Source organism: Caproicibacterium amylolyticum (assembly GCF_014467055.1).
GTDB classification, from domain to species: Bacteria; Bacillota; Clostridia; order Oscillospirales; family Acutalibacteraceae; genus Caproicibacterium; species Caproicibacterium amylolyticum.
The window spans coordinates 876743-900268 of sequence record NZ_CP060696.1; the positions used below are offsets into that span (position 1 = coordinate 876743).

At 45.8% G+C, this 23526-nt stretch carries 23 protein-coding genes; 9 read left to right on the forward strand and 14 right to left on the reverse strand.

All coding sequences use genetic code 11. From position 1 onward, the window contains the following. Positions 1–51: 51 nt before the first annotated feature. The 4 genes from H6X83_RS03920 to H6X83_RS03935 form a co-directional block, all read right to left on the reverse strand. Positions 52–948, reverse strand: coding sequence for an ABC transporter permease (locus H6X83_RS03920; protein WP_212507855.1), 897 nt, complete (start codon positions 946–948; stop codon positions 52–54). 30 nt (positions 949–978) lie between these two features. Beyond that, on the reverse strand, positions 979–1767 hold the full coding sequence (locus H6X83_RS03925) for an ABC transporter ATP-binding protein (protein ID WP_212507856.1): 789 nt from the start codon (positions 1765–1767) through the stop codon (positions 979–981). Positions 1768–1861: 94 nt separating this feature from the next. Beyond that, positions 1862–2239, reverse strand: coding sequence for a Na-translocating system protein MpsC family protein (locus tag H6X83_RS03930; RefSeq protein WP_212507857.1), 378 nt, complete (start codon positions 2237–2239; stop codon positions 1862–1864). Positions 2240–2410: 171 nt separating this feature from the next. After that, positions 2411–3706, reverse strand: a complete 1296-nt coding sequence (locus tag H6X83_RS03935) for an FAD-dependent oxidoreductase (RefSeq protein WP_212507858.1) — start codon at positions 3704–3706, stop codon at positions 2411–2413. A gap of 730 nt (positions 3707–4436) precedes the next feature. On the opposite strand from H6X83_RS03935, the gene H6X83_RS03940 reads away from it, so the two are divergent. From H6X83_RS03940 to H6X83_RS03960, 5 genes are read left to right on the forward strand one after another with little or no spacing between them, the layout of a single operon-like run. Then, complete coding sequence (locus H6X83_RS03940) at positions 4437–5582, forward strand: DUF1611 domain-containing protein (protein WP_212507859.1); 1146 nt, start codon at positions 4437–4439, stop codon at positions 5580–5582. 13 nt (positions 5583–5595) lie between these two features. Continuing rightward, complete coding sequence (locus H6X83_RS03945; RefSeq protein ID WP_212507860.1) at positions 5596–6795, forward strand: Coenzyme F420 hydrogenase/dehydrogenase, beta subunit C-terminal domain; 1200 nt, start codon at positions 5596–5598, stop codon at positions 6793–6795. Continuing rightward, a complete protein-coding gene (locus H6X83_RS03950; RefSeq protein ID WP_212507861.1) occupies positions 6788–8167 on the forward strand; it encodes a 3-phosphoshikimate 1-carboxyvinyltransferase in 1380 nt (459 codons plus the stop codon). The genes H6X83_RS03945 and H6X83_RS03950 overlap by 8 nt, the downstream gene beginning before the upstream one ends. A 13-nt stretch (positions 8168–8180) precedes the next feature. Further along, entirely contained in the window at positions 8181–9506 is a 1326-nt protein-coding gene (locus tag H6X83_RS03955) for an MFS transporter (RefSeq protein ID WP_212507862.1), read from the forward strand. Then, a complete protein-coding gene (locus tag H6X83_RS03960) occupies positions 9503–10009 on the forward strand; it encodes a nitroreductase family protein (RefSeq protein ID WP_212507863.1) in 507 nt (168 codons plus the stop codon). The genes H6X83_RS03955 and H6X83_RS03960 overlap by 4 nt, the downstream gene beginning before the upstream one ends. A gap of 27 nt (positions 10010–10036) precedes the next feature. Here the strand turns inward: H6X83_RS03960 and H6X83_RS03965 are convergent, their stop codons facing one another. Continuing rightward, positions 10037–10429, reverse strand: a complete 393-nt coding sequence (locus H6X83_RS03965; protein WP_212507864.1) for a hypothetical protein — start codon at positions 10427–10429, stop codon at positions 10037–10039. 630 nt (positions 10430–11059) lie between these two features. Here H6X83_RS03965 and H6X83_RS03970 point away from each other — a divergent pair. From H6X83_RS03970 to H6X83_RS03985, 4 genes are all read left to right on the forward strand, one after another. Next, positions 11060–11506, forward strand: a complete 447-nt coding sequence (locus tag H6X83_RS03970; RefSeq protein ID WP_212507865.1) for a hypothetical protein — start codon at positions 11060–11062, stop codon at positions 11504–11506. Between the two features lie 45 nt (positions 11507–11551). Next, complete coding sequence (locus H6X83_RS03975) at positions 11552–12091, forward strand: helix-turn-helix domain-containing protein (protein WP_212507866.1); 540 nt, start codon at positions 11552–11554, stop codon at positions 12089–12091. Position 12092: 1 nt separating this feature from the next. Beyond that, positions 12093–12545, forward strand: coding sequence for a helix-turn-helix domain-containing protein (locus tag H6X83_RS03980; RefSeq protein WP_212507867.1), 453 nt, complete (start codon positions 12093–12095; stop codon positions 12543–12545). A 73-nt stretch (positions 12546–12618) separates the two neighbouring features. Then, positions 12619–12939: a hypothetical protein gene (locus H6X83_RS03985; protein ID WP_212507868.1), complete on the forward strand. Its 321-nt coding sequence runs from the start codon at positions 12619–12621 to the stop codon at positions 12937–12939. Positions 12940–13084: 145 nt separating this feature from the next. On the opposite strand, the gene H6X83_RS03990 is transcribed toward H6X83_RS03985, so the two are convergent. The 9 genes from H6X83_RS03990 to H6X83_RS04030 are packed head-to-tail and all read right to left on the reverse strand — an operon-like array spanning position 13085 to position 23525. Further along, a complete protein-coding gene (locus tag H6X83_RS03990) occupies positions 13085–13342 on the reverse strand; it encodes a phage holin (RefSeq protein WP_212507869.1) in 258 nt (85 codons plus the stop codon). Between the two features lie 15 nt (positions 13343–13357). Then, complete coding sequence (locus H6X83_RS03995; RefSeq protein WP_212507870.1) at positions 13358–13630, reverse strand: hypothetical protein; 273 nt, start codon at positions 13628–13630, stop codon at positions 13358–13360. Positions 13631–13634: 4 nt separating this feature from the next. Then, complete coding sequence (locus tag H6X83_RS04000; protein ID WP_212507871.1) at positions 13635–14504, reverse strand: N-acetylmuramoyl-L-alanine amidase family protein; 870 nt, start codon at positions 14502–14504, stop codon at positions 13635–13637. Continuing rightward, the gene (locus tag H6X83_RS04005) at positions 14504–14878 is read right to left on the reverse strand and encodes a hypothetical protein (RefSeq protein WP_212507872.1); all 375 of its coding nucleotides are present in this window, start codon (positions 14876–14878) and stop codon (positions 14504–14506) included. The genes H6X83_RS04000 and H6X83_RS04005 overlap by 1 nt, the downstream gene beginning before the upstream one ends. A gap of 17 nt (positions 14879–14895) precedes the next feature. Further along, positions 14896–15657, reverse strand: coding sequence for a DUF6273 domain-containing protein (locus H6X83_RS04010; RefSeq protein ID WP_212507873.1), 762 nt, complete (start codon positions 15655–15657; stop codon positions 14896–14898). Next, positions 15654–16646: a BppU family phage baseplate upper protein gene (locus H6X83_RS14675; protein ID WP_212507874.1), complete on the reverse strand. Its 993-nt coding sequence runs from the start codon at positions 16644–16646 to the stop codon at positions 15654–15656. The genes H6X83_RS04010 and H6X83_RS14675 overlap by 4 nt, the downstream gene beginning before the upstream one ends. Then, complete coding sequence (locus H6X83_RS04020; protein WP_212507875.1) at positions 16646–17797, reverse strand: phage tail spike protein; 1152 nt, start codon at positions 17795–17797, stop codon at positions 16646–16648. Before H6X83_RS04020 ends, H6X83_RS14675 begins: the two co-directional genes overlap by 1 nt. A 15-nt stretch (positions 17798–17812) precedes the next feature. Further along, a complete protein-coding gene (locus H6X83_RS04025; protein ID WP_212507876.1) occupies positions 17813–18538 on the reverse strand; it encodes a hypothetical protein in 726 nt (241 codons plus the stop codon). 4 nt (positions 18539–18542) lie between these two features. Continuing rightward, a complete protein-coding gene (locus tag H6X83_RS04030) occupies positions 18543–23525 on the reverse strand; it encodes a phage tail tape measure protein (RefSeq protein WP_212507877.1) in 4983 nt (1660 codons plus the stop codon). Position 23526: the final 1 nt, after the last annotated feature.

Consider the following 23526-nt stretch of genomic DNA (forward strand, 5'->3'; position numbering starts at 1 on the left):
TTCTTAGCATACCTCTTCGGGGCACGCAAGCGGCGGAAAGCAACTGTCTTATTACGAATGAATATTTGCCAGATGCCGCGAAAGCCATTTTTCCAGCAGTACGATTCCACAGTACATCAGCATGGAAAGTATGGACAGCACAAAAACGCCGACCCATACCAGATTAATGTCAAGAATGGTTCCCGCATAAATTACCATGCGCCCGACCCCGTGCTCCGAAGCAATGAATTCGCCGACGATTGCTCCGGCCAGTGCCAGTGCAATGTTCACACGCAGGCTGCTGATGATCCACGGCAGTGACCACGGCACTACTACCTTTGTGAACACCTGGTTCCGTTTTGCTCCCAGAGAATACATCAGCGTTTCCATGGCGGGGTCCACACTTTTTACGCCGCTGTAAGCGTACAGCGCAGTGGTGATGACCGTCATGAGAAACGCCAGAATGACCTTTGAGGAAAAACCAATACCAAATAAAATGACCAGCACCGGTCCCAGCGCCAGCTTAGGCAGTGCATTTAAAATGATCAGATATGGTTCGCTGATGCCTGCATAGGACTTTGACCACCAGAAAGAAAGGCCCAATAGAGCGCCGCAGACCGTGCCCAGTACAAAGCCGAGAATCGTGGAAGCAGAGGTGTACAGAATGTCATTCCAAAGGGTGCCGGTTGTCAGCTGATTCCATGTTGTTTTCAAGATGGCACTGGGGCAGCTCCAGTAATATGGGTCGAGCAGACCGGCACGCACACCGAGTTCCCACCCGGCAAACAGCACGATGCCAACGATGGAACGTCCGAGGATAATTTGAATTTTGTGTTTCTTTTTTTGTGTTTCTTCGTCATAGGCTGCGCGATGGGCAGGAATCCATGCGGCAGGTTTGCGGGTGTCAGGGCTGTCTGTCACTTTTTTGGCCGTTAAGGCTGTGCTTTTACTTTCTCCTGCAGATGTCATTGTTTTCACTCCCTTAATGCAGCTGTGCAGTTATGAAACTTTTTTCTGTACGGCATCGCCGGTATACAATAAATTCAGCAAAAAATGCTTCAGTTCCATGAACTGCGGCGAAGTCATATCTTCCGGTGAGCGGGGACGATCAATCGGTACCGTGATTTTGGCGCGTATTTTGCCGGGACGCGGTGTAAAAACATAAATATCATCGGAAAGATAAATCGCTTCATCTATGTCATGCGTAACAAACAGCACCGTTTTACCAAAGTCCCGCCAGATTTCCAGCAGCCAGTTCTGCATAGAAAGCCGTGTTTGTGCGTCCAGTGCGCCGAACGGTTCATCCAGCAGGATAATGTCACGGTCATACAGAAGTGTACGCAGCAGCGCGGCCCGCTGGCGCATTCCACCGGAAAGCTCCTCCGGGTAGTGATTTTCAAACCCTTTCAGCCCGTACTTTTCTATCAGGGGCAGCGCTCGTGCAAGTGCTTCTTTTTTAGGTATTTTGCGTACCTCCAGCCCTAAAATGATGTTGTCTGCGATGGTGCGCCACGGCAGCAGCATATCTTTTTGCAGCATATATCCGACGTAACCGGTTCTGCCGGCAATGGGCTCGCCGTCTGCAGTCACCTCTCCGGAAGAGGGCAGCAGCAGCCCTGCGATGATGTTGAACAGTGTAGATTTGCCGCAGCCGGAGGGACCGATAATACTGGCAAAGCGTCCCTCCTCCACTGAGAGATTGATGTGGCTGAGAGACACGACATCTTCGCCTGCTTTATGAAATGTCTTGCAGATGTCCGTGACCTCCACTTTGCCCTTCAGACTCATTCTTTTCAACCCCTTCTTTGATTAAGATAAAACGAAAAAAAGCCGCCGGTTTGGCCTTTTGAAAGGCGCAAACTGACGACTGGGCCGGCTCTTCTCAGGAAAGCTCCGACAGCTCGTTCAGGCAGCTTTGAAAATCGTGTTCCAGGTATATGACGGTACCGGAAGTTTCGGTCGCTGCGTCATAATCCTTGAAAATCGCGGTAATGTGCAGTTTGAATCGTTTTTCAAGTTCCTCTTTGATTCGTTCCTTAAAAATCTGTGCCAGCATATAATCCAAGTAGCCGGTAATGTCCGGTACGCGGGAGTCCAGCGTTTTCAGCACCGGTGCTCTGCCATTGCGGGAAAGGATAATGATTCGGTTTCCTTCCAGTTCCACATTTTGCTGCCGGACTCCGCCGTGAAAAATTTCTTTGTTCACGGCGTTGTAGGTTTTTAGCAGTTCCTGTTTAAATTCACCGACAGCAAGCGACACCTGCAACACTCCTTTCGCGGGTGTTTTTTTCAGTACTTTCCGCCGCTTCCTTAGAAAGCGACTAGGAGCAATAGTTACCCTACCGCCTTTGAAAAGGCGGGCGGAACTTTCGCTGTACATACTTTAAAACATGCTCATTCATATAATATACAGGAAACGAAAAACTGCCAATCATTTTTCTGTTCCCTTTTTCGGCAGTGCAGAAAAAATACCACTTAACCCTGCGCTTTGCACGCGGCGGCGTATCATGGGGATGTCTGTGATGTACAGGTTCATCTGTTTCAGATGTTCCAGCAAAACGGAACCTGAAAATGTATATTTTTGTGCAAGACCGGCCGGTGTGCGCATTTGCTCCCGAACAAACGCAATGGCTTCTCCAACTGCCAGGGAACGGGGGAGTACCAGCAGCTTGTGTCCTTCAGCACGGCAAACTGCGTTGTAGCCTGCGAGTGTACCGGTGACGATTGCTTCCGTGTGTCCGACCAGCAGTCCGGCTTTTTCACCTGCACAGAAAAGATTTTCGATACCCTGTACCTGCAGGGCGTTGTCGCGCGGTGCCATTGCGAGAAAACGAATGGAGTTGCCCTTGCCGCCTGCGTATGGGTCTTCGTAACGGGCGTTTTCAAAGCCATGCAGGCAGTGCAGCTTTTGCAAATTGAAGTAAGGGGCCATCAGCTTTGCCTTGCCGGTGTCCAGCAGTACCAGATTCTGCCGAAAAGCGCCGAGCGCATACTGCTGACAAGCCTTGATGCGCAGATGGTCTTCCATCAGTTCCGGCGGCAGCGGTATGACTACACAGCCCTCACGGTCAAGCTGTTCTATTATCTGTGGTGCCAGAGATTCTTTGCTAAGTTTACAGGAGCCGCTCATAGCGCCGATACTGCCGTCCGCACGGCGACCTTGTATTTCCTTGATGCCGGTTAGTGCGGTCAGGCTGACCCGCCCGCCGAATGCCGGGCAGCGCAGAACGCACATGGCACATCCGGTACCGTATCGGGTGCAGTTGTTCATGGGCCCTGCGGTTCCGGTAGTGTCCAGAAAAATGTCGCCTTCCCAGGTGCGTCCGTGGTCATCGCTGACGCTGCCAATCGTATTGCCGCGCATTTCTACACTGCTGATTCGCGCGCGATACTCGATTTTTACGCTGTTTTCCTCTAAAAAGCGGCGGACAGCACTGGGAGTGCTGCTGACATCGTAAAGGCTTGCGTGATGATGCCCGGGAAAATGAATGGCTTTGTGCCGCAGATTTTTTTCAATGACTTGAAACAGGGTACCGCCGCCCAGTGCAGTACATTCCTCCTGTGCAGTAAAACGGCCGTTGTTCTGCATGATGCCGCCGACAAGGCCGGTGCCCAGCAGCATATCGGTTCTTTCCAACAGAGTGGTCTGCGCTCCCAAATGGGTCGCGGCGGCCGCGGCCGCGCAGCCTGCCCAACCGCCACCGGTGATGATAATTCTTTTTCCCATTGCAGATTCCTTTCTCACAAACAGCATTTTAACATTCCATTGCTTCTATCATACTACAAAATATTTTTACCATTCCGGGAAAGGTGCAGATTCAGTAAAAATTTTGGCAGTTTGTTCAAGAAACAGTTGATGAAACGAAGCTTGTACAATTCAATTCCATTTAAGCTGCTGCAGTTTAGTCGGCAGAGCAGTTGCTTTGTAATTAGCGACCGTATTTGGAAAGTTCGATAAACGCATGAATATGAAACAAAGGTGTCCCACAGGATGTAACGTCCTGTGGGATTTTTTATGTACATATGTGCACAGACTGAAAGAATATTATAAAAGTGCAAAGTGCAGACTCTCAACAAAATAACAGAATTTAAAAGGGTGGGAAGGTGTTTGTAATGCGCAAGTATAACAAGACGCCTTAGTAAGAAGTGAAGCCGATTGTTAGAATTTAATTAAATTTCAGGCTCACGTTCAGAAATCTGAATTTCTTTATAGTAAATTTTACAACTTATTTAAAGTAATTAACATTTTTTCCTGGAACCTTGCTGCTTAGAGCCAGACGGCATTTTAAGCAGCTTCTATATACTTAACGACAATTTTGTTAAGTATAATTTTCGTTTATTATTCCCTTATTGACGCATAATTTGTGCATATTTATTAGCAATATTTCTTGACTTTTGCTATTTTAAAGGATATATTGTTATAAATTAGTAATTTACCAAGAAAGAGGGAAACAATTATGCTTAACACACCAGAATCACGGCTTTCAATCTCAAAAGCAGCGCTCTATCCGTTCAACAAAATCACGCAGGGGCTTATCCGCTTTCGTGATCTGCTCGATTTTGAGATCCAGAATGTTATCGACTTTTCAATATCAGTAGGAGATGATGCTGGAACCATTGTTACCGGCAAACAAAGCAGCATCATGATTTCTGACTCGGTTAAAGCATCCCTTGCAGATGTCGACACACTGATTTTAAATGACCCCGGCACAGTTTTTGCCGGCAACGAAGCGACATTTGAAAAATTTGATTTAATTAACAAATGGAGGGCAATGGTTCTCAAAGCAAATCAAATGGGTGTTCAAGTTGTCAGTGTTCATGAAATCTTTGACACCGACACACTCAAATGGATAAACGAAAGCCATGCAAAAATCATTATTGGCAAGCAAATGAATGAAAATCTGCTGAAAGCGCTGGACGTTTTTGATGTTCCCAGCCGCAGTTACTATGATCGCGTATATGAATATATCAATTCATTTGATACAGAAAAAACATTATTTACACAAACCAAAATCAAGAAGATTGCGATTCTTTCCACACGCGGCTGCCTTGGCAAATATACAACACAAATGAGCCTTTACCGTGAACTGACGAAACGCGGCAAAAAAGTTTTGCCACTGATTACAGAGCCAACCGCTTTTCTTTATAAGCGTGACGATGCGGATCTGCCAAAATTCTTAGCAGAAAGATCTCTGCAGAAATATCCGTATTACATAAATGAACTTGTTAAAAAAGCCGACAAAGAACAATATGAATATGTCATTTTTTCCGGTCAGGGCAGTATTGCACCTTACAAAGCACTATGGCTTGATGCAATGAAGCTAAACTTACTGCAGGCTTTTGGTGCAGATACAACGCTTTTAGTTGCCGGTTATCATGATAATGATGAAATTGATGCATCTATACAAATCTTAAGAATCTACGGAGGGCATCAGCCATCAGCTATCCTAATTCCGGATAAGGTTGAAACACACTACGGAAGCTATGAAATGAAAACTGCGGAACAAATCAGCAAAAGGAAAGAAGAATTGAAACAGCTGTTCCATATTCCAAATGTTGAACTGATCCATGACATTACACGCATCACGGACATCGTTCTCTAAATGAGGGGATAACATGTCATATTACACATTGAAGAAAGAAATTTTGGACAACCACCTATGTGCCGCTTGTGGACTCTGTGCAGCCGTGTGTCCCGAAAAAGCACTTATTTTGACAGACAGTATGGAGCCTCATCCCGTCTATCTGCCAACACAGGTCGGGAAATGCATTGACTGCGGTTTTTGTGAGAAAGTGTGTCCGGGATACAACACTTCGACAACAGAATCGGAACAACGCATTTTCGGGAGAGCCAGAACTTCCAATGAATGTTGGACAGGCATTTTCACTGACTGCTGCCAATTCACAGCCACTGAGCCTTCTGTTTTGCAGCATGCCAGTTCCGGCGCAGCTGGAACCGTACTGGCACAGACCGCTTTAAAATGCGGCCTTGCTGATGCTATGTTGGTAGTAGGGCGGTGCTGCAGCGAGCCTTGGAAACCCGAAGCACATTTCGTAACCAATCCGGAAGACTTGCCGCAGTATGCACAAACTACCTACTGTATTACACCAAATTTGCAGATGCTGCAAAACTGCAGTTTTCAGAAGGTTGGTATCATTGGACTTCCCTGTCAAATACAAGGGATTCAAAAGCTCCTGAATCAGCAGGACAGTCCGTACCTGCGGCAAACTGCTTCAAAAGTCAAGCTGCTGATTGAACTTGCGTGTTCGTCAAACACGCAGCAAGCCGGTACAGAACACATCATCAAAAACGAGCTGCATATTTCACTGTCAGATATTGAGAATGTAAGATACCGTGACGGACAGTATCCGGGAGAGTTTGCTGTATATACAAAAGAACATCAGAAAGTAACTTATCCATTTCACAGCATGGTGACTGATTTTACGGCGTTTAAAAACAACCGATGCAATGTCTGCCCAGACTGGTGGTCCGGACTGGCTGATATTTCTTTGTGTGACGGCAATCCCAATGTGTTTGCCCTTAGCAGAGATGGCGCTACTGCCCCAAGGTCAACTGTTGTAATGACGCGTACGCCACTTGGGAAAGCCTTAGTGGCAGAAGCCATACGCCGTGGGTTGGCTCTTACAAGACCATATCACTTTATTAACAACCTGGGCCTTGAAAGAAAACGGCAGCGCTACTATTCTTATGTGCAAAAACAAAATCAAAAGATTCCACTTGCAGCACACATTGACTTGACCAACTCTCACATTCTTTCGGATAAGGAGGTGCTGAACTCTGAAGTCAATGCCTGATTTATCTTTCCTAAACCACGATCCGCATCGGCAGTTTGATGTGCGAATACACAAAAAATTCAAAGGTGATGCAGAGTTTGAATTTTTTATTCCAGCAGATAAAGCAATCGCGCAAAGGGCAATTTTCCTAAATGCTCTTTCTAACGGAAAAGGCCAGATTCACAATCTTTCACAGGCAAATGACGTTCTTTCGTGTATTCGCGCTGTCAACTGGCTTGGCGTTAAAACCAATTTTTCAGATGACTGTTTAACAACTTTCAGCAACGGAATTCACGCATTGCAGCCTGCTTCACCAACCATTGACATGGGCAATACTGCCACTTCAACAAGAATTCTGCTGTCTATATTGGCCGGCTTGCCCTGTAAGGCCTCTGTAACCGGAAATTCTCTGCTGCGTAAACGCCCTATGGGCTGGGTCATAGAAATACTCAAGCAAATGGGTGCAGACATATACTGTAATGACGCACCGGGCTGTCTACCTATCACAGTGAAAGGCGTTTCTCCACTGCAGGGGATTCATTATCAAGGGAATATTCCCAGCGCACAGCAAAAGAACGTTCTATTGTTTACCGGCTTATTTGCCAAAGGTGAAACATCTTATGAACAGATTTGTCAGGCACGCGACCATACTGAACGCATGATGCGGTACTGGGGAATTCCCATATCTGTTTGCGGAAATGTTACGACGCTCCAGAGAGGAATTCCGTTTACAGCGAAAGATATCACGATTCCCGGTGATTTTTCATGCGCTGCCTATCTATTGGCCGCATATTTACTATTACATCCAAACTGTTCTACACCACCAATGTTCATTCACCATACAGGAATCAATCCTACAAGAACTGTATTTGCCGAAATCGTTTCCCACATGGGACTGCAGATTCAGTACCAGCATCCAAATGTTGAAGCCGGCGAACCGGCTGCTGATTTCGTTTGTACATATCATTCAGGGCAAAAGCCACTGCCGATACACCTGTTTCGTTTAAATGATATACAAAGCAGTATCGATGAACTTCCCCTGCTTGCGGCAGTTTCCTGCGCGGAACATCTAGATTTACTGGTTGAAAATTGCGGCGATTTGAAAGGAAAAGATACCGATCGCTTAAAAATGACACTGGAACTGATAAATGCTTTTGGCGGGACAGGAAGAATCGGCGAAACCTGGATGCAGTTTGACGGAACCGGCTGCCTGCATGCTGCACACGTTAACAGCCACAATGACCACCGCATCGCTATGACTGCAGCCGTACTTGGCAGCAGCTTTGCAGAGGACACGTATATTCAAAACTGTGCGTGCGTCTTTAATTCCTATCCACAGTTTTTTGCTCACCTGTCACATTTTGCAGAAATCGAAATTATTACACAAAACTGAAAGGCAGGCATCTATGCAAACTGAAACAACGGCAGTACCACCCCGGATTCCCGCTCAGCGAAGCCATACAAATTTTGTTCTCATGATACTCGGCCGTATCATTTCAGAACTTGGTACATCTGTTTTTACTTTTTCAGTCAACCTGTACGTGCTGAATGTAACACACTCAGCTGCACTGTATTCTTTGGTGCTTAGCTTTTCGATTCTGCCAAATCTGGTTTCTAATTTTGCAGGCGGACTCTTAGTAGATCGTTATAACAAAAAGCGGCTGATGGTAGGCAGTGACTTTGCAAGCGGCGGGCTGCTGTTTGGATTTCTGGTATTGTTTCTGCGGTTCCCATCCAATGTCCTGATAATTGCACTTTGCAGTATGGCACTTGCTGTTACACAAAATATTTTTTCACTGACAATGACTTCTTCTATTGCTAATACGGTGAATCGTGAACAAGTGCCAAAACTAAATTCGGTTTTCACCGGGTATGGTTCAGCAATTAGTGTCGGAGGCTCTTTTTTGGGTGTACTCGCCTATCAAAATCTAAGTATGCCTGCAATTTTCTGCATGAATGGTCTGTCTTTTCTCTTTTCCGCTGTTTTGGAACTATTTATTGTATTTTACGGAACAACGCGGGAAGTTCCGCAGAAGAAACAGAATCCACTGAAAGATTATCGAAACACACTATTGTACATCAACGGTCACAGGCGGATTAAGACTCTGTTTTTGGTGGAAAATTTCATGCTTTTCGTATTTGCACCGCTTGGCAGTATCATTGTTCCTTATGTTGCTTATCAGGTCATTGATGTTTCCAAATTTCAATTTGCAGTGGTGCAGGCAGGCCTGCCGGTTGGCTCACTGATCGCCTCTTTTATCATTATGTTTTTATCGGTCAGTGCCGCCAGCTTGATGAAGCGTGTATTTCGGCTCGCTTATCTGCAAATCTTTGGAATCATGTTGGCATGTGTACCCGGACTTTTGGTACTCTTTGATCAGTCCAAATGGATCTCCACATCGGCTTTTTTCGCAGTTTTGATTTTTCTGGGAATTGTCACCGTTTCGCGCGGCATTCCAATCTCTTCGTATTTTCAAAATACAGTAGATGAAAGTACACGCGGAAAATTTTTCGCGGTACAAAATACACTTTCATCGCTGTTTTCTTTGCTGGGCATCTGGCTTTACGGCATTTTACTAGATCATTTTGCATGGACAGGAATTCTGCTGGTTTCAGCCGCTGTCAGTATAGTCGTTATTTTCAATATTCGCCGTTGGGCAAAACACGCCGAAAATTCAGGAGTAAATGCCATTATTTCTGAAAATAACTTTACAGAGGGGCAGGATACATGAATTTTTCAGAACTATCAAACCGTCGTCAAAGTACCCGTTCCTACCAAGTCGGCAAACCCGTAGAACCGGAAATAATCAAAAAGTGTCTGGAGATTACAAGGCTTGCACCGTCATCCCGAAATTGTCAGCTGTATCATTTCACCGTTATTTCGGGGCAAATAGCACAGCGTGCTGCCCGTTTGATTAGTGAAAACTTCAGCAATGCGCACATTCCTGCTTTTATTGTTATATCAAAGCTGGATTGTAAACCTGTCACCGCCGGTGAACGCGATTACCGGGAGGTGGACATTGGAATTGCCGCTGCTTATTTTACACTTGCGGCAGCGGAAGCCGGTCTGGGCACCTGCATATTGGGCGGATTTGACGAGTCTGGTATTCAGCAGTTGCTAAACCTGCAGGACCGTATCTTATTGCTAATTGCAGTTGGTTACGCCTCACCAGATGAATTTCTTAGAAGCAAGCAGAGGAAGTCCCTGCAGGAATTAGTCACATGGGTAGAGTGACCGTCGGCTGCTTTTAACGCACAGCCTTTATCCATAAGTAACCGGTGCATCGTCGACTTTCGTAAACAAGCGGCTAACAATCATGTTATTTTGCTTAACCGGCAAAAATATTACATCATCCTGCACAGAAATCTGATAAACTGCAGAATCTGTTTTCATGAGATAATAATTTTCATCCTTGTAGAATTCCAATTTTCCTTGAAATACGACTTTATTTTCAGAATCATAAAGCCGTACATCATGATTGGGCCAAATTGAAATTCCATAGATTCCCCCGATGCCGTTTGTCGGGTTGGAAATGTAGTATCCTTGTGAAATCGACGCAGAGTGTGGTTTTGGCAGCAAAAAGTAAACATTCAAAATAAGAGAAAGCAGAATCAGAAAGTACAATCCAAATTTCAGGTATTTTCGCTTTTTCAACTGTAACAATCGCCTCCATTTAAATATTACGATACAGCCTGTTTAGATATAACGAAATATTTTATGGCTTTGAAGGTTTAACAATTTACATAGTATTCTGCAGTCAAAATATTTCCAGTATGGTAAATTCCTAATTTTGACTATCCACTAAATTGTATTCCATAATTTCACTCATAGCATATCACTTTGAATAGGAAATGTATATCAATATTTTCCCCAATTATATTGACGTTTTTTGATATGCATTTCGCAGTATTCAAAATCAAAAATGAATAAAAAATCCGCACAGTTAAGCCCTTTTAGGCTTGACTGTACGGATTTTTTAACTTGGAGCTACTGGGCGGACTCGAACCGCCGACCTGCTGATTACGAATCATATTTTCGCCTTGTTTCACCCGGCTAAATCGAGTTAAAAAATGGCTCAACCATGCGGTTTTTCGGCGATTTTGAAAAAATCAACTTATGTGAAGAAATGAGATGCAGGTAGTCAAAAAGTAGTCAAAAATTTATTCTGGCACCAGCGGGGGAGGTCAAAGCAAATTTTTTTTAAATTATTTTGCAAAACCTATTGACTTTTTATAGCCAAAAGGTTATAATATATACATAAGATAAAGAGAGGAAGTAATCAAAATGACAAAAGAAATCGCAATGACTTTTGCAAAGGCAGTTATAGCAGACGCAGAGAGTGGACGCATTTCATATGGTATTCGTAAGATTTTTTCTGACGAGTCTAAACCGCTCGAAGTCGGAATGACACTTGATTGCTCTGCGGATATGTCAGCCGGAGAAAACGGTGGGGAGTACGCTGGACAGCTTGATGGTACCTGCGCTATGGGATTTTATACTGATGATTTGATGCTTGAGCTGCTAGACGAAGATGAAGTTGAAGAAGCAACGGCTGAGGTTGCAAAGCGAATTTGCGATGCAGATAACAAACAATATATTGGAGATAAACTACTTCTGATTGCTGGGAGCGGCGAAGAAATAGATTTTGATGCCGAAAATTGCAGTGGGTGTAGAAACTCGGTTATAATTAAAGACGCCGTACTGCTTGCAATATCCGACATTGACATTTAAACTGCATAAACTGTGCTAACAGGCTATACGGGCGGGTGAAAAATTATGAACAACGTAATAAGAATGAGAATTTGTCGTCAGTGTGGCAGGCAGTTTCTTGGCGGCCCGCACGCCTGGTATTGCCCGGAGTGTCGTGCAGAGCGCAAACGTGAGCAGACTAACCGGTGTAAGCGCGACGGTGCGGTACGGAAACTTGGCAGCATAGACCACTGTCAAATTTGCGGGAAAGAGTATATTGTGGAAGGAGGATTACAGCGATACTGCGCTTCCTGCGCTGCAAAACATCTGAAAGAGGTTGACAACGCCGCCAGCCTTGAATACAAAAAGAAGAACCCCGAAAAAATTAAAAAAGCAAACGTCGAATTCTTACAGCGTAATGATGGCCGCATGCGAAAAGTGCTTTGGCAGAATCGTATTAAACAGTTGCGCACATCCGCTAAAATAACGCAGAGGGAATTAGGTGAAGCAATAGGTTCCTCACAATCTCACGTGTCACAGTGGGAACTAGGAACCCGCAGGCCAGACGAAAAAAACTATGAAAAAATCTGCAATTTTTTTCAGGTTGAGAGCCTAGAAAGGAAATAACATGGAAATTAAGGATTTGCTCCGCGATATGAGAACAGCTCATGGCTTGACTACAACGGAAATCGCCCAAAAGGCAGGCATGGCACAGTCCACATACTCCCGTCTAGAAAACGGCGGGCGTATTCCAAAGCCTTCAACTCTGTCAAAAATAGCCGCCGCTTACGGCTTGCCTGACAATTATTTTACGCTTGAAATAGCGCGACAGCAGAGCGACACAGCGCAGTTTGGCAATACAAACAATGCTGTATTTGCACAAATACCAGATACCCTCGCTAGTTCCTTAACATCAGACCAGCTGACAGAGGTCGCAAATTGTGTTAATGCAGCTTATCACAGAGGCAAGGCCGATGCGGGCGCGGAAATGGTTGACAGTAATTGTGTGTATATTAACTCAATTAGCCGCATGATTGAGTGGGATAAAAATTTTGGGGTAAGATTTGTTAAAAAAAATTAAAAAAGTACTTGACTTTTTATAGCCAAAAGGTTATAATATATACATAAGATAAATAAACGGAGGGAACAAAAAAATGAAAGAAATTAATCGTACGCAAGTACTTGAAACGCTAGAAAAAGCTTTGCGCGATGCAATCGAGTGCGAAGACACATTGACTTTTTCAGTTGCTATCGATGGAGACACAGGCGAAGCTTACGAATGGGATTGCGTTTGCCCACTTGATTGCCCAGAAAGCGTGTATAAAGGCAAAGATGTCCAGATTGCAAGGTTTGAAGCAGAGAAGTACAGTGTGTCCGCGAATGAAACGCCAGAGGAGCAAGAAGAGGATATCTGGGGAATAATCGATAATGAAAATCTTGAAGATTATCTTGATTACGCGCTTGACAATACTTAATGGTTATGGTACTATATTTATGTTGTCAGCCGCACAAACAGCTGTGGATTGAAACTTTGTCATATAGTGCAACCTTTCTGGTACGCTATAACAAAAAATCCCCCGGTTTCCTTAAATGGATTCCGGGGGATTTTGTTATCTCAATTTACTTTGCCTGGCCGTCGTAGGTCAGTGCCTGTTTGCTGTCCGACACGCCGGGGGTGGTCGGGTCATTGACTACGCCAAGCAGTGTCAGCAGACCGAACACAGTGCCTACAATCGCCGATAGCTGATTGCTCAGCCCCGAAAAGTCAACGGTAACACCGAATAGCTGTAACACCTGTGCAACCAGCAGCAACAGTGCGGGGATAGCAGTTACCCAAAAAGCCTTGTTTTTGATTCGTACAGTCCAGTTGATTTTCATTATGTATTACCTCCATTATTTTAATTCGTCAAGCCGATGATGCGCTTGCTTGGCAGAACTTTCTACCGCGGTCAATCGCTCACCGTGCTCGTTTAGAGTTGCATTAATTTTTACAAGTTCTGCCGTTGTGCCTGATACGCTGGATTTAATATCATCCAGCTTTGTGTTTACCGTGCCTTTCCATTCGCCGTCATTCGTCAGCTTTTTATCCCGCCCACTCAGCCACCCAGCAAGGCCGACAAAGCAGCCTATAACTGCAATCAGCAGCCCAATATCTACCGCGCCCATAAAATTACACGACCTTTACATCAAATATCCGGCGGTTGCTTGTACCAATTCCGGCAGAACCGCGTTTTTTTCCGGTCAGTTTAATCAGATAGCCAAGCCGGTTCGTGCCGTCCTGCTCCGCTGAAACGTCCACAATATCGCCGTTAAATGCATGAACCGGCGGGCAGCCAGATTCACAATAAACTTTGAACGTGTATGACTTTCCGACTGAAATTGAAACGTCTGTCGTCGTGTCTGAAACCAGTGGGGAAGAATCAGGTGCATATTTCAGCGGCGCGGTATGTACTGGCGGATGCTGTACAGGTGCAGCAGAATTGATTCCAAAATATTTACAGATGCCGTTGTAAATTCCTGCGGCATACTTATCCGCGTTCCAGCCATCCATGTCGGCCGGATTGTCAATAAATCCGCATTCCACAAGGCACGCGGGCATATTTGTTTCGCGGATTACACAAATCCGGTCACGCCCTCCGTCACCAATTTTGGTCTTGACCGGCTCGCCGTGTGCGGGCATACCGGTTGTGGACTGCACTGCCTGCTGAATGTCAGTAGCCAGCGTGGTTGATTTGCCACCCGCAACGCTTCTGTAGGTTTCAACTCCATGCCCGCCGCCTGCGTTCAGGTGGATACTAACAAACACGTCCGCGCCCCATGCGTTTGCCTCGTTCGCGCGGCGGGAAAGGTCAGCACTGGGATTACTGTCATTTGGTGTGTGGTTGCTTGTCCGGCTCATTTTGCAGTCGAAATATTTGCTCGGTAGTAGAGCACACACGCGCTTTGCAACGTCCAATGCACAGTCAGATTCTTTCTTTCCGCAGCCAACGGCGCCGCTGTCATAGCCGCCGTGTCCGGGGTCTAAATATACTTTTGCCATTATTTTGTGCCTCCCTGTGCTGCTAAAATCGCCGCAAGTTGAACTTCAATATATGACAGTTGCGCGAGCGTTACAATGTATTGGTCTTCCGTCTGTTCCGGTGCAGTGTCGGTTGCCTGTGCGGTCACAATCGGCTTTAATGCCAGTCCAGCACGCAACGAGTAATTATTGTATACGTTGTCGCACGTGCCGTCACTGACAGTAAATGACGCAGGGTTTTGCGTTGCCGCATCTAATGTGGCAAAGTCTGCATCTGATTTTTTGATGTGAATTTCCAGCGTCTTGCGCTGGGCATTCTGCATGTAGGTTTGTCCCGCAAGAACGGACACAGCAGGAAAAGTAGAACCGTTTGCAAATTTAATTGTTGTTGCCATAGTAATACCTCCAAAATTTATTGTAATGTGTAACAGTTATCAGAATCAACGGATGAAGAAACTAAAGCGTCTGAATTTAAAATCATTGCAGGGCGAAACCCGATCGCGTCATTTGTTGTATTACCTTGCATATAGCCCCATGAATTCTCCTGCACGACGTATTGATTTCCACTAGTAGTGATTTGCCTAAACGGGGTACGTAAAATTGAATAATTCGCATAGGATTTACGTTGTTCTGCCGCGTCAGATTGAAAAAAGGTCAGCGGCTTTCCCTCTGACGCGGATTCTGTCCGTGTCATATCACCACACTCGGACACTGATAGCAAAAAAGCCTTGCATTGTACAGAGTTAAATATGCAAGGTATTGTAGCGTTTATTAGCTGATTTTGTATAGACAAGGTTTGTACAAAAGTATTATTTAGCCAAGAATTTGCGTTACTAAGTAAAAAGGAAGTTACGTCATAAATGTTAGAATACTTTATTCCGACGAACAAATTGCTCCTCATTACCCAAGTCCCATTACAGCTTATGTCATAAATACTTGTGTCCGGATTTCCTTGATGCACAATAATATACTGCTGTGGCACACCACTTTCATTGATCTTCAGCAGACTTCCGACTGGCAAATCAGACAGCTTTTTACCACTGGAATATACCTGATTCCATGCGCCATTTTGTTTTACATACCTTGCTGTGACTTGCTGCCACACGCCGTTTACTTTGGCATACCGCTCCGTGACTTCGTGCAACGCACCGCTTTGTTTTGCATATCGGCTCATACAATCACGTCCCATGTGTCTCCGTCTAACCCTCCGGACGGAGCAGACGTACTGATTGTATTTGTAGCATTGGTAACTCGTCCTAATCCAACATCGGATGCAGTCGGTGTCCATGTTGATGGTCTAGCCCCCACCTCTGCGGCAGTGGGCATCCATGTGTCAGGTCGTGCGCCAACCTGTGCGGCTGTGTGCGTGTGGTTAATTCCGGCATACTTTGCATCTGCCACGCTGCGCTTGTCATAGTCTGACAAATCAACGCTTGTTGCTACCCATGCCGCACCATCCCAAACATACGCTGTACCATTAACCAGATGCCCTTTTGCGTCGCCAGCCGGGTATGCAGCTTGTAATGCCTCTAACGTTGCATACGATTCGCCATAGGCAAACGCCGCGCCAGCGTCGCCTTTTTCGCCCTGTGGCCCTTGCGGGCCTATGTCACCGGTATTACCTTTTTCACCTTGTAGTCCTTGGACACCTTGTGGACCTGCTGGTCCCACGATAGCGGACGGTTTTCCAGTGTCCGTGTAAGCTGTGCCATTGTACGTTTCCCAGTTCCCATTGTCACCAATTTTAGGCAGATTTTTTGTTTTTTCGATTGCCTGATTCAGCTCTTGCAATTCTGACTTGCTCTGCGTATCTGGCAATTCCGGGGACTCCTGCACGTTAATCTCAAACCGCGGCACTTTTTTGATGCCGCTATCTGCCGCAATACGGAATTCACCGTAATTAATGCCCGCAGCGGTCACGGCCTGACCGGCCAATACAACGCTTGCAGTGCTTCCACTGACGGTTACGCTGGCTGTGGAAAACTCTGTGTTGTCAGATTTCAGCACCTTAAATGACACCGTTTTTCCGGTCAAATCCAATGTGGAACCGTCTACATCAACAAACGTTGCGGAAAGCGTTGTTGCATCATAATCACCCTGTACCAGTTGTACCGGTTCCGTATTCATGCTGTATAAATTCAGCGTTAAATTTACTGCTTTCATTACGTCACTTCCTTAATAATCACACCGTTCTGCACCGTGCAGTTTACGGTATTTCCATCCGAATCTTTCGCGGTGATGCTGCCATTCAGCGCGTTATCGTTCTGCAGCAATGCATTTTCAGCAAGTGACTGTGTAAGCTGTGCTGTATTGCGCAAATCATTTTGCAATGTGTCTGGGCAGCTTGACAGCGTAATTTTGTTCTTTTCCGGGTGCCTTGCGTACCATGTGTATTCCGACACAATTTGCTTCTCGACCGTCTGCCGGTCGCTGTCAGACACCGTAATTATGTAAGGCACATGGATTTCCATTGCCTTGTAATCCTGCCCAGCCGCTTTCGCAAGGTCGACAAAATCACATTCATAACTGGTTTTGGGCTTGCAACGCTTTGCCAGTTCCTTCTTTGCAGCGTCTAGCAGTTCGGCAGGGCGGGCAATTTCTGTGTTGGAATACCTGCCACAAACTAGCCTATGCGAATAAGTATTGTTTTCGATGTACTGACTATTTGCGTTGACGGTTTCAAGCGTCACGCCGCCTTTGCCATACGCATACAGTCGTGTGCAGAAGTCATCGGCAGTCCCGGTATAATTGATGCTTCGCAGATTTGCGCCGACGGTCAGCCGCAAGTTTGAACCAGACGTGCCGCCCAAATAGCCGGTTGCCACGTCAAACACTAAAACTGCTTTTGCCTTCGTGTCATAACGATACGAGATACCCCATTTATCCGCAAGCGCGGTCATACCCTCTAGCCGCGTGCCGCCATCAAACAGCCAATCCTTTTGTAATCCTGAAATTGCGGTTTGCGCGTGCTGCAAATCATATGTCCATCCGGTAGGAAGAAACGTTTTTAATTGGGTTTCAAAATCGGACTCATGAAACCGCACGTGCTCTAAAATGTCTTGCTTAAACGTTTCCAAGTCCAGCGCAGCTTTGTATTCCGCTGTACCATCGCCGGACGTAATTTGTGTTACAACGAACCATGTATGATTTTCCGTCACAAGAATTCGGTCTACCTCGTGAATCAGGTAAGCCATTGGAGATTTGGAGGGTAGGGAAAAGGATAATTCATCAATTCCGGACAGCTTTTCTGTTACACCATAGTCGGCAGTATTAATTACTCGGTCTTTGCCGTCACCAACGTTTCTTACAAGCAATTTGCGTCACTCCTTTTACAAATAAACTGGTGTGTATTCTATTTCACTGTCCTGTTCCATATGTGTAATGTGATTAAGTCCAGGAGCTAATAGCGGAAAATCAGCGCTTGCCACGGCAGATAATACATTTGTATTGTCAACTTCAAAAGTTTGGTTTTCTCCATCAATTAATACTTCATGCGACTTACTTGTACCGCCATCGTTTTGTGCCAAGAAGTCTATGTAGTCCTGTGCAACATTGAACTTAACTCCATTCAGACTTAGAATTTCTGTGCCCCAAAAAATGCAAGAGTGTAAATTAATTTTAATTGGGGTTTTTGGTGCGGTCGACTCGCAACGCACGTCAGCAGCATAGCTAATTCTAGAAACATGTTTTCTCGTTCCATGCTGATACCCCACGAAATTGTACTGTACTTCCGTGCTGTTCCGACCGTGCTTTTCCGCTCCTAATTTTGTCATCCACATCGTAAATACTGGTCTGCCCGGCAATACCAATTCAAACGTGCCTGACAGCATCAATAATTCCAACTTCGCGCGGTATACTTCACGGTCTGTACCAAGATAATCCAGTGTAAAACTAATCGTTTTTATGGGTAGTTCTGAATTTATTGGGATGATTCTCTGCGCTTGTGACGGTTGCAAATAATTGCCGCTGTACTGGTCGCGCTGCTCTGTCCAGTCGTCCTTCATTTTGCAGTGCCATGCCGCCAGCGGCTTCCCATTTATCGCAATGTCCTGCATTTTATCAACCTCCGTTCAGCTTTAAATAAGTTCCGGCGTAGGGGGCAATCGCTTTCGCCACCTGCCTGCCGCTCATGCTTAATTGCGTTACCTGCTGCACCTGTTCCACTTTCATCCCGCTAACTTTTGCGTTCAGCCGGTCAATCGCGGAGCTTGCTGCATTTGCCGCTTGCATGGTACTGTTTAACTGCACCTGTGCGCCTGATACAGACGATTGCACGATACTGCTAAAATCACTCATAGCAGCCTTAACACGCTCCACAAACGCCGTGCCGTAAGCGTTGCCTGCATCTGCGCCGCCCTGCTGGAATTGTGAAGTCAAGTTTGGAAGTTGTTGCTGCACTGCATCGGACAAACTGCTGACGCTCTGCGTAACGGCTACTGCTGCAGAGTCCGTAACCGTGCTTGTTATGCCGGTTTCGGCATTTGCCTGACCGGTTGCAAGGTTGCCCTTTGCCGCGTACAGACTCGAATATTTCTGCAATTCCTCGTCGGTCATTTCTGACAGTGCGCGGATTTTATCAGCGGAAGCGGGGCCCAAATTTTCAAGCTCTTTCGCCATAGCAGAAGAAATGCCGCGTGCCTGCAAATTGGCAAGGTCTGACTGCCAATTCTGCATCATGCGAACCTGCTCCTGCATGTTCCACATGAGTTCTTCCTTGCTGATTTCGTAATTGTAGGATGGCTCGTCAAACATTCCAGACCACGATTTCAGCGAATCAACGCGGCTCTGCCAGTTCTGTTTCGCGGTATCCTGCGCTTGCTGGGCGGTGCCATCAACCTCTTTTTGCAGGCTGTGAATATTCTTTTCAATCTGCTTTACTTCATCGGCTTGCAGAAAAATCAGGCCATTTTTGTAATCATCGTAAATTGATTTCCAACGGGCAAGTTCGCCTTTTGTGTCGATTCGGTCAAAATCCTTATCGTCCTGAATATAACCGTTGAAATAATCGTAATTATCCTTAGAACGCTGCTTGTCTGCATCTTTGATTTTCTGCTGTGCGGAATAGATTTTTTCAAGTACAGTGTTATACTCGTCGCCGCCGAGCTTTTCGGCTTTTATAAGATTTTGCCAATAGCGTAATTCTGCTTCTGCGTCCTGCTGCCCGATTGCTTCGGAATGGGAAAAGCGTTTTTCAGCGTCGCTAATAATATCCTGTGTGCGTTGTTGCTGCAAAGAATAAATCTTTTCCTCAATCTCGTTTTTCTGATCCGCGAACAAGCCCTCACGATTTAATGTGCGCTGCCAGTAGCTGATTTCCCAATCATCTGTCATTTGCCCAATATTCTGATAGTGTGATAGGTACTTTTCAGCGTCGGAAACGATTGCTTCAGAGTTAGCCTTTTTAGCTTCATAAATCTTGTGGTCAACTTCGTTCAGCTGACTGCCTGCCAGTCCGCGAATTTTCTTGACTTTCTCCCAAAACCGCACTTCTTCCGCGGTTGAGAGTTCGTCATACTGCTTTAAATTGTCGAGCGTCTTTTGAGCCTGCTCCACAATCTTTTCGGACAGTTTGTCATCCTTGCCAGTATTGATTTTCGCCCAGCCGAGGATACTTGACATCATTGACGCCGAAACGGCAACCTTCGGGTTGGAGGGGAGAGTACCATAAATTCCGCCGTTGGCATTTTGCATGACACCCAGTGCTTTGCCGGTCTGCTGCCACAGGTCAAGCGCACGGCCACGGCGGGCGGGGTTTAAAGGAATGATAGCTTCCGGCTTGTGCTCCTCACAAAGTGTGGTGAGCATTGGAGAACTGTATATGCCACCGTTGGCGTTAACTCCTGCTTGCAATGGGCCAGAAATAGGTCTGCTTCCGGCCCCGTAGGATTCGATGGCGATTTTAGCATGTACGTCGATAGTGGAGTCAGATAAAATTCCTTTAATACGTGCAAGGGCCTCTTGCGCCGATTCTCCGGCCTTTCGTAAGAGATCACTGTCGTCTAAATTTGCCGGTGCATGAAGGGTTCCACTCTTCATTACCTCGTCCATTTTTAAAACGACTTGTCCTGCTTTATCTCCCGCTTTATATACAATGTCGCCATTTGATTCCAGCTCAAGCCCCATTTTGTCAAGCATATCATTAATCTCTTTTTGCCCGTCAGGACCGAGACTTTTGAATTGCTCCATCATAGATTTAATGGCTTCCTGAGTCGAACTGTCAAGCTTGTTATAGGCCGCTCCACTTTGTACAACATATCCTAATAAAGTACTTAGTTGCTTTTTAGTTGATGAGTCTAAAATCTTGTTTTCTTGGTCGCTTAAATTTTTAAGGTTCTGATTATGGGTACTGCTTTCATTTAACAACTGTGCTTGTAAATTGAATTTCGCTTTATTAACTTCATCTTGTGTGGCTGTCCCACTACGTAAGATCTTGTCACACTGGTCTTGATATGATTTTATAGCCGTTTGATGTCTTTGATTTTCAGCATCAACCGCAGAATTTGTCTGTTGTGTTTTTGTGACATAGGTCTGTAAATCAGCCGCATGCTTTGTGTATCCACTTGCAAGAATTGATACAGTTTGTGAAGCTTCCTTGTTGGCACTGTCTACTGTTGCTTGACGAGTAGATTTAGCATTATTTATAAGCTTTTCTTTAGCAGATGAGGAAAGGTCAGTGCGCTTTTGAATAAGAGCATATTCATTTTCGTACTCTGATTCGGCGGCGTTTATGGTCGCCTGCTTGCGTTCAGATGCAGCCTTAATAATTTTATTGGATTCTTGCTGATATTGGTCTGCCGACATAGACGTATCATCACTGGTGTCTATTGCTCGGCTTCTGACAGCATCTTGATATGCCTTGTTTTGCGCAGTTTGCTGTTGTGCAAGTTCGTGCATTTTCTCAAACAGATCATTTAACTTCTTTATTTCTCCATCGGTCAAAGCACGCCGTTCATCACTTGCTTTCTTCGCAATTCCGTTAATTTCATTCTGTACGGATTGCATTCCGTCTGAAACCTTTTTAGAATCGCTAGAAGAAACAATTAGGTCGGTGTTCATATCTTTCAAAATGCTATCAGCGCTCTGAACGCCATCTTTAAAATCGTCTATGCCTTTTACGACATCAGAATAGGATTTGCCGAGAGCTTTACTAGAATCAGCAAGTTTTTCTTCGCTGGATTTAAAGTCCCCACTTGCAATTACTGCCGCCCCAATAGCTAAAGTAATTCCTACAATCGCCGCAATAGCCAGCCCTACAGGTCCGGTCAAAGCACTTGCTGCACCCCATACTCCAGTAATGGCCTTATCCGCAAGAGAGCCAACTTTTGCAGCACTACTTAGTGCTTCCGTAAATTTTACAACAGATTGTGCAGCAGCCTTTACAGCCGTAAATTCTTTAAACGCACCGACAATGCCCAGCACGATAGGTCCGACCGTCTGTATATTCTGTGCAGCAAACCCGAGAGCGCTCGACAGTACAGGCAAAACCGTTTGTGATACTTCGCTAACAGCACTTGCAAGGTTGCCAATAATTTGTATAGTCGACTTTATCGCGTCCTGTGCAGGGCCTTTCAAACTCTGAAATGCCTGTCCGATACTGTCCATTGTGTCCTGTACAGCTTGCCCGGCTTCGGGACCGGCAATTTCAGAGAGCACGCCCTTAATCAGCCCGCCTGCAGCTTTTCCAAGTGCTGGTACAGTTTCCTCAATACCAGAAATTAACGATTTACCGATTTCAACGGCTGACTTCGCGATATCGTCCGAATTGTCGGAAATGCCGTCAGCAAGGGATTTAATTAGGTTGCTGCCCTCTTTGACAGCAGCAGGTGCAGCAGCTGCAATCTGCTTGACTGCGTCGGCGGCAACGGTGCCTATCTCTTTTGTAAATCCGTCCCAGCCTTTGCCCTCAAATGCTTTGCTTAACTGGTTAACGTAATCAGTTACCGCCTGTACAGCTTTTTTAGCAGGGTTGTCAACGGATTCATACAGGTCAATGCCCAATGTTTCCAACGAACCGCCAGCCTGCTCAATAGCGCCTTTAAGATTGTCCTGCATAGTCTTTGCAGCAGCTTTTGCGGCACCGTCACTGTGTTCGTATGCCTTTGTCAGCTTGTCAAGCTGCGCGGGGCCTGCATCAACCAGAGCCAGCATGCCGGACAGTGATTCAGTGCCGAAAATCTGTGCTAAAGTCTGATTCTTTTGCTGCTGCGTCAGTTTTGCCGTGGACGTTGACAAGTCTCCGACAATGGTATCAAGCGATTTCATTTTTCCGTTTGAGTCAAAAAAGGATACACCAAGTTCGGCCATGCCTTTTTTTACTTGCTTTGTTGGGTTTACCAGCCGCGTTAAGGCACCCCGCAGAGTAGTACCGGCTTGCTCACCCTTAATGCCTGCATTGGACATGATGCCAATAGCTGCCGTCGTTTCTTCCATGGACATCCCCAAAGAGTGGGCAATAGGCGCAGCATACTTAAATGCATAGCCCGTATCCATAACAGCCGCGTTTGTCATATTGGCATTTGCCGCCAGCACGTCAGCAATGTGTCCGGTCTTTGATGCGTCCAACCCGAACGCACGTAAGGCAGAGGACGCAATTTCTGAACTGTTTGCAATGCTTTCGCCTGACGCTGCTGCCATGTCCAGCAGTCCGGGCATAGCCTTTGTAATCTCGTTTACCGAAAAGCCTGCCGCAGCAAGGTTTTCCATGCCATCAGCGGCTTCGGATGCGCTGAATGCGGTATCGGCGCCCAATTTTTTCGCCTGCGCGTTTAGCTGCTGAAACTCCGAACTGGTAGCGTTAGAAATAGCTTTAACACGCGACATTTTTGCTTCAAATTCGCTGCCGGTTTTGATTACTGCTGCACCGATACCGCCAAGGGCAGCGGTAGCCGCGCCAATAGCAGTCCCAACACCTTTTAGGCCTGTTGCCATAGCGCTGGCGGCACTTTTCGCACCAGCAGCGACCTTGCTGTTCATTTCCTTTACGCCTTTTTCAAGTCCTGTGTTGTCAAGCGCTGTAAGGATTTTTACGGAACCGTCTGCCATC